At 42.1% G+C, this 12,776-nt stretch carries 12 protein-coding genes; 4 read left to right on the plus strand and 8 right to left on the minus strand.

The features are described from left to right. Nucleotides 1–16: 16 nt before the first annotated feature. Nucleotides 17–3,298, minus strand: coding sequence for a SusC/RagA family TonB-linked outer membrane protein (locus E0F88_RS23365; RefSeq protein WP_131960707.1), 3,282 nt, complete (start codon nucleotides 3,296–3,298; stop codon nucleotides 17–19). A gap of 967 nt (nucleotides 3,299–4,265) precedes the next feature. Between E0F88_RS23365 and E0F88_RS33780 the strand changes: the two genes are divergently transcribed. Continuing rightward, nucleotides 4,266–4,430 carry a hypothetical protein gene (locus E0F88_RS33780; protein ID WP_165940135.1) on the plus strand — a complete coding sequence of 55 codons (165 nt, stop codon included), beginning with the start codon at nucleotides 4,266–4,268 and terminating at the stop codon, nucleotides 4,428–4,430. A gap of 13 nt (nucleotides 4,431–4,443) precedes the next feature. On the opposite strand, the gene E0F88_RS23370 is transcribed toward E0F88_RS33780, so the two are convergent. The 4 genes from E0F88_RS23370 to E0F88_RS23385 form a co-directional block, all read right to left on the minus strand. Then, nucleotides 4,444–4,848, minus strand: a complete 405-nt coding sequence (locus E0F88_RS23370; RefSeq protein ID WP_131960708.1) for a PIN domain-containing protein — start codon at nucleotides 4,846–4,848, stop codon at nucleotides 4,444–4,446. Then, the gene (locus tag E0F88_RS23375) at nucleotides 4,835–5,062 is read right to left on the minus strand and encodes a hypothetical protein (protein ID WP_131960709.1); all 228 of its coding nucleotides are present in this window, start codon (nucleotides 5,060–5,062) and stop codon (nucleotides 4,835–4,837) included. Before E0F88_RS23375 ends, E0F88_RS23370 begins: the two co-directional genes overlap by 14 nt. An 87-nt stretch (nucleotides 5,063–5,149) precedes the next feature. After that, complete coding sequence (locus E0F88_RS23380; protein WP_181956108.1) at nucleotides 5,150–5,755, minus strand: IMPACT family protein; 606 nt, start codon at nucleotides 5,753–5,755, stop codon at nucleotides 5,150–5,152. Continuing rightward, nucleotides 5,745–6,932, minus strand: a complete 1,188-nt coding sequence (locus E0F88_RS23385) for an MFS transporter (RefSeq protein ID WP_131960710.1) — start codon at nucleotides 6,930–6,932, stop codon at nucleotides 5,745–5,747. Before E0F88_RS23385 ends, E0F88_RS23380 begins: the two co-directional genes overlap by 11 nt. Before the next feature lie 192 nt (nucleotides 6,933–7,124). Here E0F88_RS23385 and corA point away from each other — a divergent pair, with 192 nt between their 5' ends. Further along, nucleotides 7,125–8,069 carry a magnesium/cobalt transporter CorA gene (gene corA / locus E0F88_RS23390; protein ID WP_131960711.1) on the plus strand — a complete coding sequence of 315 codons (945 nt, stop codon included), beginning with the start codon at nucleotides 7,125–7,127 and terminating at the stop codon, nucleotides 8,067–8,069. Nucleotides 8,070–8,095: 26 nt separating this feature from the next. On the opposite strand, the gene E0F88_RS23395 is transcribed toward corA, so the two are convergent. Together E0F88_RS23395 and E0F88_RS23400 are read right to left on the minus strand one after the other, a co-directional pair. Continuing rightward, nucleotides 8,096–8,980, minus strand: coding sequence for a glycosyltransferase family 2 protein (locus E0F88_RS23395; protein ID WP_131960712.1), 885 nt, complete (start codon nucleotides 8,978–8,980; stop codon nucleotides 8,096–8,098). 67 nt (nucleotides 8,981–9,047) lie between these two features. Further along, nucleotides 9,048–9,998 (minus strand): glycosyltransferase family 2 protein, encoded by a 951-nt coding sequence (locus E0F88_RS23400; protein ID WP_131960713.1) that lies wholly within the window; start codon nucleotides 9,996–9,998, stop codon nucleotides 9,048–9,050. Between the two features lie 269 nt (nucleotides 9,999–10,267). Between E0F88_RS23400 and E0F88_RS23405 the strand changes: the two genes are divergently transcribed. Next, complete coding sequence (locus tag E0F88_RS23405) at nucleotides 10,268–11,278, plus strand: ribonucleoside-diphosphate reductase small subunit (protein WP_131960714.1); 1,011 nt, start codon at nucleotides 10,268–10,270, stop codon at nucleotides 11,276–11,278. 35 nt (nucleotides 11,279–11,313) lie between these two features. On the opposite strand, the gene E0F88_RS23410 is transcribed toward E0F88_RS23405, so the two are convergent. Next, nucleotides 11,314–11,781, minus strand: coding sequence for a regulatory protein RecX (locus E0F88_RS23410; protein ID WP_131960715.1), 468 nt, complete (start codon nucleotides 11,779–11,781; stop codon nucleotides 11,314–11,316). 114 nt (nucleotides 11,782–11,895) lie between these two features. On the opposite strand from E0F88_RS23410, the gene E0F88_RS23415 reads away from it, so the two are divergent. Continuing rightward, entirely contained in the window at nucleotides 11,896–12,708 is an 813-nt protein-coding gene (locus E0F88_RS23415) for a metallophosphoesterase family protein (protein ID WP_131960716.1), read from the plus strand. Nucleotides 12,709–12,776 lie beyond the last annotated feature (68 nt).

Consider the following 12,776-nt stretch of genomic DNA (forward strand, 5'->3'; position numbering starts at 1 on the left):
TCGATTTGTTAATGTATCAGAATGAAAGATTTAAACCGGCCTGATATGATTTGGTGTTTGGCATAGTTCCGTTATCAACACCACGGTCGAAGGAAGAATTGGCGGTCGTAGCTGAACTAATCTCCGGATCAAAGCCTGTATACTTCGTAAAGGTGAGAATGTTCCTGCCGGTCAATATCAGTTCAATCTTTTTGAAGTATTTCAGTTTCACAAATCGAGTCACATCGAAGCCGAGCGATACGTTACGCAGCCTAACAAAAGAAGCATCTTCGTAGTAATAATCTTTTGTTGCATTACCTCCACCGTTACGGCTATTGCTCGCACCTGCACCTGCACCTGCATAAGCGCTCATGTAATATGCCGTGTAGGCTGCTGTTTGTCCACCAATGGTTACAGGCGTTGCAAAATCTTTATGGATTGCGTCGCGGTACATCCACTCCCTTACTTGGTTGTACAGATGGCTTTTATACACCCAGTCGAACTGGAAGCCCAATGACAACCCCTTATATCGCAAATTATTGATAAACGAGGAGTTGAATTTAGGGTTAGGGTCGCCAAACGAAGTAGCGGTCGATTCCCATTGGATTGCCTTGGTATTGATGTTGACCACACGCCCGTCCACAATGTCGTAGTTGTTCACGTCTGCTTCTTGGATGAAACGGGTTCCATCCGCCTTCAATTGATTGACGCTGGTCAGTGCTTTATATCCGAATATCTGCCCTATTTTTTGTCCCGCACTCAAGGTGAGCGCCGAGCTTCCAGCCGATGAGGTCAGGATAATGTCCGCCCCGCCCGCAATAGCATCGACTTTCGATGTTTGCTTGCCGAAGTTGGCGGTAAAATCCCACCTAAGATCCTTTGTTCTAATCACGGGCAAATTCAACGAAAACTGTATCCCATGAGAAGACATCTCGATGGCATTGGTCAACGATCTTACGGTACCGGTGGAAATAGGTTGGCTGACCGAATAGATCACATCCTCACTGGATCTCTTCCAATAAGTAAAAGAAAAATTCACTTCCTTTAACCAGTTGCTGTTTTTGTTCAATACCAACGTGAGATCCGTCCCTAATTCGAGCTCTTTCGAAATTTCCACTTTCAGGTTCGGGTTATTAACTGTCGAAGGATTGGCATAATAAATCTGATCACCCAGGTTACCCTGGCTCAGCACCGGGTAACGGTCGAATGCCCCTGGCTGGATACCGGCTTCGCCGTAAGCCGCCCTGAGCTTAAAATAAGGGAGAATGGGTTCTATGCCACGCCAAAAATTAAAAGCAGAAGGTGCAAAGAACCCGTCATAATGTGGAAAGGTAGCAGGCTTGGAGCCTCCGCCAAATGCGGAAGACCAATCGCTCCGAAAACCAACAGTTACTCCTGCATAATCTCCGAAATTAATTTTCTGATTGACTAAATAGCCGTAGGTGACAAATTTTTGCTCGTAATCGCGCAAAACTGACTGCTCGCTGGTGGACGACATATTGATTGGTGGTACCAGTGGCAGCGCATAACCGTATGTATTATACTCAGCATACAACTTCTTCCGATAATCGAACGAAACCTGCGTTGAAGTTTCGATAGGGATATTCCAACCGAAATCCTTCTTAAAATCGGTGTAAATGAAAGCGCTGCCCAGGAAATTCTGGAAACTATTCTTGTACTGATAATTATAAATGTCACCTGCCAGGTCGGAAGCAGCACTATAAAAGCTGGTGTTAATGTTTTCCGTCTGGTTCAAAGTTGTCTGGCGCACGCTTTGGTTTTTGTAGTTGATCCCGTAGGATGCATCCAGCGTCAAAAACTTATTGACCATGTAGTTCGCATTGAAATTCTGGATCACGTCCACCTTCTGGTCGTCAGAGGATTTATAGTAAGCGTCATAGTACGGATTCCACGCATTGACCGACACAATGCCTGCACGTTGTTGACCGATTGGCGTACCATCGTCATACGTTTTATAAAGGTCGAAGAAAGGTGAAGTATTTAAGAAGCTCCAGACCAGTCCTGTATCGCCCGGTCGGTCTCCCAAGCCGAAATCGGTTCCTCCTCCTCCTCCAAGTCCTGCATCTATATTATTTGTCGTATATACGAGCTGGGTAGTGGACCGTATTTTAAAGTTCTTAAAAAGCTCGGTTCCTATGTTGGCACTCAGATTGGTCCGCTTATAGTGCCCATTATTCATGATAGGCGTCAGCGCATCGCTATGCGAAAGCGAAAGCGAATAATCCGATTTGTCGCCACCACCTGAAACACTTAAGTTATGGTTCCACGTATTGCCAGTTTTAAATATCTGCTTGAAGTGATCGTAAAACTTCAGGTTGGCATTGTATGGCTTATCTGAGATATTTTCCGGCGAAAGCACCGCCCATCTCGTGTTCCTGGCGCCCAAAGTACCACCGCTAGGCGACAGCCACGGGTTCTCATAGGCTATCCCGGTTATTGCGTCCACCTCGCTATACTCAAGAATCTTTCCATTAACATCAACTATGTTATTGCTTGCGTCTGTTAGCCAGGAGTGTAGGTTGGCTTTGTTCACATTACCGCTATTAATAAAGGTATTTTGAGAGTAACTGGCAGAATAATTGATTGATACAGGTCCCTTCTTACCCTTTTTTGAGAAGATTTGTATTACACCATTAGCACCTTGCGCTCCATAAAGAGCCGAAGCTGCAGCACCTTGGACAACTTCTACACGTTCGACATTGCTCAGGTCCAACGAATTCATGTCTGTCGCCCCCAATTGGATACCATCCAGCATGATCAGGGGTTTGGTACCACCTTGCACGGAATTGATACCTCTCAGCACGATATTGACCGGGTCGCCGGGGTTTCCACTGGTCGTAGATATCTGAGCACCAGGGATTTTACCGATCAAAGCCTGATCAATGGAAGCTGTGGGCGCCTGGGGAAGATCCTTGGCTGAGACACTCTCCACGGCAATACCCAGCCTTGCTTTGGAAGTAGCAACGCCACTACCTGTCACCACGACTTCTGCTAAGCTTTGGATGTCACTCACAAGCTTCACGTCAATGATTGTTTGGTTCGCAATTGAAACCTCTTTGGTCACCATCCCAACGAAGCTGAAAATTAGCTTGGCATTAACAGGAACCTGAATCTTGTAAAAGCCATCCATACCCGTTGTAGTACCAATGTTAGTACCTAATACCAAAATGCTAACTCCCGGTATCGCCGACTCGTCGTCCGCCGCTGTCACTTTCCCTGAGATCGCTTTTTCCTGCGCCCGGAGCAATGAAGGAATCATCAGAAAGCATAACATGCCCAATAATAAAATACGCATCATAAAACTTTAAGTTAGGTTAATAGATAAAAAAACTCCTTGGACAAACACATTACTTAAAAAACACAACAATACTTCGTTGGACGCTGATATGAGTTCGCAAGAACCCATTCTCAAATTCCGGAACACATGTACCAGACAGAAAAAAAGTGCGATAGATGAATTTTCCCACAGATGGCCGCCGGTTGCAGGTCGCTCCGATTTAAGAAAGGTTACCACCGACAAACCAAAAGAGCGATATGATATTGATTACGGACCTGAAAATACCATAGCACTCTCCACGTCCCGGCATTCACTGCCAAACATCATACAGTGTCGATCAATTAGCCAAATGAAGTATCAACTCCATACCTTACATGGCTAGCTCCATGGAATGAAAAAACGATGCTCAACTTTAAAACTCATTTCATCCGCGTTATAGTTAGGTTACTGACAGTACAAATACTTAAATCGAAAGTAAATAAAGAAAAATACAATACAAAAATTTATATATTTACGATTTTCCAAAATTTTACACTAATAAGTGTCCTGTATAACAATATTTTATTCTGTAAAAATTGAATTTTACCCACTTTTGCGTCAAATTAAATAATATATTCCTGTTAAATATTTAATTAATACCAATAATCTGGATTTTGTAACTGATAAGCACATTTATGAGACCTAAAAAAATATTTATTTTATCCTACTAATACTTTCATAAACAATAAAATAATTTTCCCCTCCTCACATATTTTGCAGGTATAATATAAACATTTTGAGGTACTTAGATGTAACTATCGGTTAGTTTCGATCGATGTTATCCAGTTAAAAGATCGCAGAATAATATAAGTTCACGTGATATTTCACCAAGCAATAGGTTGTTACAATAAAAAATAAGTGGAGACTAAGAATTCGAAAGAGTTTCCGGGAAGAACTGGCACTTTTCCACAGCTTTTCTTAGGTTTGTCGGTATCAAACCAAAACAGCTATGACTATTAAAAACGAAAGTGAATACGAAAAGGCTTCGGAGCGGGCCGATGAGATTTTTGGAGCTAAAAAAGGAAGCCCGGAGGATATAGAATTACAGGAGTTACTTAAAGCGATAAAGGCTTATGAGGATGATTTTGTGAAGATGCTGAAGGGGGAGAATTAGAGAGCTTAATATTTCAATTAAATGGATTGGAAATAGTTAGTGTGCCACTAACAATGAGGCCATCCTGCATAGCTTCTGAAAACAAGGTGGAACACTTTACTTCAATCGCCGAAGCAACGATTATTGAGTCGAAGAATTGAAAATCATAGCGTTTGATCAAATCTATTGCTGCCTTCATGGTGGACTCTTCTAAACCAACACATAAACAATCACTTATTAGATCAGCCCAAATACCGATAATATCACTTTTGGAGTAACCAAATTTCTTTTTACATACATTTCCGACTTCTACTAGAACCTGAGAATTAATATATGGAGAGCCTGCAATTATTCTTTCTGCAATTTCTTTCTTGGCACCGTCTTTATCGAATAGATAAAGAATAACATTGGAGTCAACAAAAACGTTAGTCGAAGTCATTAGCTTCCTCACGGTCAAAAGTAAAATCGGACAGATTTACCCGCGGATAAACTGAATACTTATCTTTTACAGCTTTTAGCCTATCAGACAAACTCTTCATAACATCTGTTTTTTTCTCAACAACAGCTATTACCCGTACCTCCTCACCAACAAAACTCTCTGGAAGCTGAATGGTAATCGAAGCCTTATCCGGTATAATTGTTTGCGTAAACATGACTAAAACCTGGTTATTTGAACAGTCAACAAAACGAAGTTACAAAACTATCAGACAATTAATAAACCTTAACCTAATTGAATTCGGTCACAAAAGGTTTAGTTTCAGCCCTTCCACCTTTTCACAACGGGAGACGAAACGTTCAATAAGTGTTGTCCGAACTTCCACAACCATGCTGCATTCCATTTCAAAATGCTGTTCGGTAACAGGGAGTTCCATCTCTTTTACAATCCGCATCACATCGTTCATCTGTATATAAGAAAATATCAGCTTATAATTTTGAAACAGATGAGAAGTGATTATTTCTGCTTCTTCCAAAGCCAGTTCCGTTGCCGTTTTGTACGCATTGATCAAGCCCGGCACACCAAGCAGAGTTCCGCCAAAGTAGCGCACCACCACAACCAGAATATTGGTAACATCTTTTGAGTAAAGTGTATTCAGAATCGGCCGCCCGGCTGTTCCGGACGGTTCTCCGTCGTCGCTCATGCGGTAACTCATACGATCCAATCCCAGTCGGTAGGCATAACAATGATGCACCGCTTTGGGATGCAGTTCACGTAATTCGGCAAGGTTTAATTTTGCTTCATTTTCATTTCGGACCGGAAAAGCGTATGATAGAAACTTGCTGCCCTTGTCTTTGAAAAATCCTTCGGCATTTCCCGAAATGGTCCTGTAAGTATCGTCAAATAACACGATTGGCGCGTCTTTTATATTGCTGAACAAAAATGGTATAAACTAGCGCAGCAGCTGCAAATCCTGCCATACAAAGAAAAACCAAAGGAAGATTTGTACGTTTGTTCGCAAACAGCGCGGCCGACAAAAATGCACCAAGGCCGATACCAGCTTCCAGCGAAATGTACATCGTCGCCAAAGCACGTCCCCGGTTATGTTCCGCGCTCAGGTCAACCGTCCAGGCAGAAAGAACAGGTGAAAGCACGCCCATAGCCATGCCGAAAAAAGCAGCACCAACTAAAAACATAACAACTGAATTTGCATAACCGGTAATAACCATTGATAAAATCAAAATGGAACATCCGGCGATAGTAACCGGAATACGACCATGTTTGTCCGAAATTTTTCCCGCTGCAAGACGAATTAGTATAGAAAACAGTGTAAAGACCATAAAGTATATACCCCTATTTTTCAATCCTAAATAGCCGCTAAAATCAGGAGCCAAGGTTGCTACTGCACCAAAACCGAAGTATACCAGGAATGTAATCAGTGCCGGATTCAGCACATCAGGTTCAAAGATATCGCGCCAGGTAATCTGAAACGCCTTCACGGACAGCGGCTCCTTCACTTTCAAGGTTTCCTTCATATTGAACAGGATCACAATGGAAAGCAGAGCAAATGCGGAAGAAGTATAAAAAAGCACATTCAGTGAAAATAACTGGCTGATCATACTGCCTACTGCCGGCCCAAAGGCAGAGCCAACACCCATACACATTCCATGTATTCCCATAGCCTCTCCGCGCCTGTCGGCAGGAACAATATCGGCAACATAAGCGGAAGTACCGGTTGGCTTAAAACCTGTGGAAAAGCCATGAACCAACCTTAAAAGTAAAAACGGCAAAACTGTAGTAAAAACAGGATAGAGAAAGCCGCACACAAAACACACAATGGACCCGACAGCCATCACCGGAACCCTTCCGATCCGGTCGGTGAGGCGTCCGCTGAATGGTCTGGACAAGCCTGCTGTTAATGTAAAGAGCCCAATAATATAACCTTTGTACTCCGCTCCGCCCATCGCAGACAAGTAGCTCGGCAGCTCAGGAATAAGCATGTTAAAACTGGAAGAAAAAAGAAACGAACTCAGACCCAGCAGCCAGAATTGTGTTGTGAAGATCCCCTTGGAAGCGGTATTTTGCATCGTGCAAAAATAGGAATAATATGGAGAAAAGGGATTAAGGAAGACGGAGGATGTCTAAATAACGTAACCCGTAGATTGATAAACTTTAATTAAAACATAAAATTCCTGCTACATTGTAAATACCCTCTGTTTTCCTTACTCCTTTCTTCCTTTCTCCTTTTTTACCTCCGTCTTTTTTCCCAATTTTAAAAAATGGTACGTATTTTCTATAAAGACGGGCGTTTAATTAGACGCGAAAATGACATGAGAGAACTCGGCAAGGTGAAAAATCTTGTTTGGGTGGATTTGCAATCACCTACTCCCGAGGAAGAGGAATGGGTTGAGAATAAATGTGATATCAGTTTTCAGACGCCCCAGGAAATCGTTGAAATTGAAAGCAGTTCGCGTTTCTTCGAACAAAATGACACCATCAACGCCAACTCTAACTTTCTGAAAGTTGATCAGAATGGTTATGAAACCTATCCTGTTTCTTTTATCCTGAATAAAAATATTCTTTTTACCTATCGCAGAGGAGATTCGAAAACCTTTGCCGACGCCGTAAAAAAAATGAAGGTCAGCCCGGATACGTTTCAGACCGGAGTGGACTTAATGCTTTTACTTTTGGAAACCCGGATTGAAGCAGATGCGGATTCACTTGAGGCCATATCAAGGGATATTTCGGCGATCAGTAAGGACCTTAGCCACGAGCAAAAAGCAAGACAGGAAGTGCTGATCCGAATAAGCGGACTTCAGGAAATTACGATGATGCTGCGCGAAACAAGTATTGACAAACAGCGGGTACTCTCTGGCATATTACGAAGCCAGTATTTCCCGGAAGACCGGAAAGAACATTTACGGATAATATTAAAGGACATCAGTTCCCTGCTCGAATACACCACCTTCAACTTTGAACGCCTGGAGTATCTGCAGAATACGTTTATGGGTTTAATCAACCTGGAACAGAGTCAGGTGATCAAAATTTTCACCGTGGTGACGATTATATTTATGCCGCCAACGCTTATTGCAGGAATTTTTGGAATGAACTACACGCATATCCCATCAACCGGTGAACCCTGGGGATTTTATGTTTCGCTACTGCTGATGGTATTATCCTCCGCGATTGTACTTTGGTTTTTCAGACGAAAACGCTGGATATAAAAAAAACGGGAGGGCTTTTTATTAATTTAAAAAGTACCTCTAATCCTTTTCATCAGATTTTTAAAACGGATCGGAAGCGGTATATCCAGTTCGCTGAGCGGTCCGTCAAACCCCTTTCCTCTTCTGAGGTAATATCTGGAAAATGTCCCGGAAGTAAGTCCCCATTTGTTGATAAATGTGTAGTAACCATTATTTTTCTTCACCCTTTTCACGGATGTTGAACCAAAATGATAAACACGGCTTTTACTTACACCTTTAAAAAGCCGGATACCCATCTTCCATAATTTCATCGAAAAGTCCGGATCGGAATACATTCCCGGTGAAAACTCGATGCTATATCCACCAACAGTATCCCAGATGTCCTTATGCACGACATTAGGAGGCCAGGTTGCACCCTGCCAGTCGGCCATCGGTAATTTGTCATATTCAGCAAGTAATTTATCCTCCTGAAAAGAGCCGATATCCTGCCCAAAATCTCCTTTTATTGAGCAGATGCTTTGGGGAAAAGCTTCAATGGATGTCCCTGAAATAAAAAACCGGTTATGTCCGATGGTTTTTATTTCCTCATAAAGGTCTTTATCCCAGCCGGGGCAAACATACATGTCATCATTTAGATATAAAATGTAGTCTGTAACAGCCAGGGTGGCGGCGGTATTCAGCGCATAACAGACACCAATATTTTGTTTGCTTGATGAATAATCCAGATCTCCCTGCGCTTTTACCCAGTCGAGAGTACCGTCGACGCCTTCGTTTACATGGACAATAATCTGGTGTTTATAACCCGAATTTTTCCTGATACTCGCAATACAAAGTTTAAGATACGCCAAATTGTTCCATGAAGGAATCAGTATTGAAAACAGAAAATCCTTTTGGTCACACGACTTTTGACATATTACTTTTTCTTCAATCATCTGCGGGTTAACTTTTAATCCTGATAACACATGTTCGGGTTATCTGTGATTTCCATCAACTGGAAAATTATTCAATTTTATAAAACATTTTCAGGCAAAACAGCCATCTCCTGAATTCACTTCTCTTTTTATAAGCTGTAATTTCCTTTCGGTACCTGAAAAAGATCGTCATTCTCGTAAAGTTATTACTGAAAGAAAAATTCTGGTAGCTTTTGCTCAGGGAATAAAAAACTTTTTTTATTTCAACAGGCTGCTCCGGGCATTTTTCGTACATCAACTTCATCCGCTGACGAACTAATTCGTCACGCTCCTCTTTACTTATTTTCCTCTTTTTAGTCGCTTTGGACCCGCCGCCGTTTACGCCTATCACATTACCCCCGTGCTGTCTGTACAACACAAGTACTTCGTGTACAAACTTCATTGGAGCAGATAAGGTAGCCACAAATCCAATCCAATAATCGTGTGTCACCATGGAAGGCAGAGGAACACTTTGCAGGATAACCTCTCTTTTTACAAGCATGGCATGGCCGGAAGCGGTACCTCCCACGACATAATTCAGCGGAGTCCAGAAATCAAGCAGATTTTTTAGATCGTTTAATTTAACCCCCGACCTCTCACCTGCTGCATCTATCAATTCCGAATTGCAATAAATCAGCGAATGGTGTCCTCTCTGCCTCATCAGAATACTTATCTTTTCAGCAAGCCAGATATCGTCCTGATCACAAAGTGCAATATATTCGCCCTGGCAAAGTAACAGTCCCTTTTCAAAATTTCGGATGTACCCAAGATTTTGCTCAGCTTTATATACTTGTATGTTTGAATAAACGGCTACATACTCATCCAGTATCGCAGGAGTTTGATCCGTTGACGCATCGTCTACAATAACAATTTCCAGATTGGGGTAAGTTTGTGCAACCAGACTATCTAATTGCTCCCTTAAAAAACGTCCTCCATTATAAGTCGCCATCACAATGGAAACAAGCGGGGTTGAACGTGACGGTTCTGCGGGAGTAATCATTTTATAAATCAAATTGAACTTAACTGTTTTTAAACCTGCCTTCACCAACACATTCTGACTAAATAAGATGTAATTTTTGAAGCCAGTCGGCACGGACAAAGTTAAGCCATTCCGTAAAGAATTTTTCTAAATAAGATTTGAAATTGATCCGCTCTGATTTGAGATTGTAAAGCAAAGCATGTAGATTTGCTAACCCTCAAACACGGCCCACCCAATCGGGCCGGCCATAAAAATACTAAATCTGATCCAAGTAAATAATTAAACTAATTATGTCACAAGAGCTTAGCAAACAGGAGGGCCCGGCTCCGGAACCTTTGCTGATAGAAGATCCTTTGCGTTTTGTATTATTCCCGATCAAACATGGAGATATATGGGAAATGTACAAACGTCATGAAGCGTCGTTTTGGACGGCAGAAGAAATTGACCTTTCGCAGGATCAGAAAGACTGGGAAAACCTGAATGATGGCGAACGTCATTTCATTTCCCATGTTTTGGCTTTCTTCGCTGCTTCAGATGGTATTGTAAATGAAAACCTTGCGGTGAATTTCCTGAGTGAAGTGCAATATGCAGAGGCAAAATGTTTTTATGGCTTTCAGATCGCCATGGAAAACATTCATTCTGAGACCTACTCGCTGCTGATCGATACCTACATTAAAGATCCTGCTGAAAAAGACCATTTACTTCGTGCAATCGATACAATCCCTTGTGTGCAGAAAAAAGCTGACTGGGCTTTGAAATGGATCAACAGCCCTGTTTTTGCCGAAAGAATTATCGCCTTTGCTGCTGTGGAAGGAATCTTCTTTTCAGGTTCTTTCTGTTCCATTTTCTGGTTAAAGAAACGCGGTTTGATGCCGGGACTTTCATTCTCCAACGAGCTTATTTCCCGTGACGAAGGTCTGCATTGTGAATTTGCATGTTTGCTTTACACCCGCCACATTGTAAATCAGCTTCCTCAGGAGCGCGTGATCGAGATCATGCTGGATGCAGTTCGTATTGAGCAGGAATTTGTTACGGATGCTTTGCCTGTATCGCTGATCGGTATGAATGCGGAACTGATGAACCAATACATCGAATACATTGCAGACTTCTGGCTGGAACGCCTGGGTTGCCCTAAACAATTTGGTTCGGCAAATCCATTTGATTTCATGGAGTTGATCTCACTTCCGGGAAAAACGAATTTCTTTGAAAAACGTGTTGGTGAATACCAAAAAGCCGGTGTAATGAGCGGTTTAAACGATAAAGATTCCGGACATAAAATATCTTTTGATTCTGATTTTTAGCTATTAGCAGTTAGCGGTTGGCTGATAGCTTGCCGCTAATTGTTAAAATCTTCCATCTCCCCTATCGTCTTCCAAACCAGTTCGCTTTCGTATCCTTTGCCTAATGCGAACCTGGCCAGTTTTTGTTTAAGCTTAAAAACATCCGTTTCTGTGCGGGAAAGGAGATCTTTCTTTTTTTGTAAAAGCTCTTTCAATCCGGTTAAATAAACTTCATCGCCAATTTCCCCCATTCCTTTGGCAATGCTGTAATCACTTAGTCCCCGCCGGTGTAGCTCCTGTTTAATTTTCATTCTTCCCCAGTTTTTCATCCTGAACTTACCGCCGGCGTAGGTTTTGGCGAACCGCTCTTCGCTCAGGTAATTCATCGAGATCAACTCCGCAATAATTTCGTCCGCTTCATCACCCCATACATCCCACTTTTTAAGACGCTGTTTTACTTCGTCCTGGGTCCGTTCCTGATAGGCACAGTAAGATGCTGCTTTTTGAAGAATGAGACGATCCATGACTAGTACGTATTAAATATTGTTAACAAGATGCAAGATTAAAGAAAATATCAATGACGATTAGCTATTTTTGAGAGAAGATAACATCCCGAACTACGACCTGCTAAATACCAAATGACTTTTAAAAGACGTTCTTTCCTGAAGATGCTTCCCGTACTTCCGGGTGTTTCCATTTTAACCGATTTGACTAATACCTCTTTGCCACCAAGCGTAACAATGCGGTTTATTATAGCTTCGGACGGCCATTTCGGACAACCCGGCACTGATTATACAACAATGCATACGGATCTTATTGGCTGGGTAAACAGAGAAAAAATGCAGCGCGGGGCTGACTTTATTTTCTTTAACGGAGATTTGATTCATGACGAACCAACGCTTTTGTACGATCTGAAAACCATGTTTGGCAAACTGCGCGTACCGTATTATGTTGGCAGGGGAAATCATGACAAAGTAGGGCTGGACGTGTGGCAAAGTACCTGGGGCTACGGAACCAACCACAGTTTTGTAAAGGGAGACTACGCTTTCATTGCTGGTGATACATCAAACGAAAAAGGGCAATATGTTTGTCCGGATATAAACTGGCTGCGTAGCGAAATCACAAAATATGCCAACAAAAAAGGCATTTTCATATTCCTTCACATTACCCCTGAAAAGTGGACAGACAACGGAATTGACTGCAAAGAAGTTGTTGAACTCTTTGAAAATACACCCAATGTAAAAGCCATTTTTAACGGCCACGATCACGATCAGGACAGCAAAAAACAAAAAGGGAAAATGCCCTATTTCTTCGATGGACACTTTGGAGGAAACTGGGGAACAGCATACAAGGGTTACCGTATTGTAGAAATTTTCGAAGACGATACCTGGCAAACCTATCAGTACAACCCAACCGCTGCACCGGTATTGAATTCATTTACGGGGAAGTGATTCCTGAATTTGAAAGAAGTGATTTGAGCAGACTTTATTATCCCTGAATCAATGGATTAGGCTGGGTA

It is taken from the genome of Dyadobacter psychrotolerans, assembly GCF_004349265.1.
Lineage (GTDB): Bacteria > Bacteroidota > Bacteroidia > Cytophagales > Spirosomataceae > Dyadobacter > Dyadobacter psychrotolerans.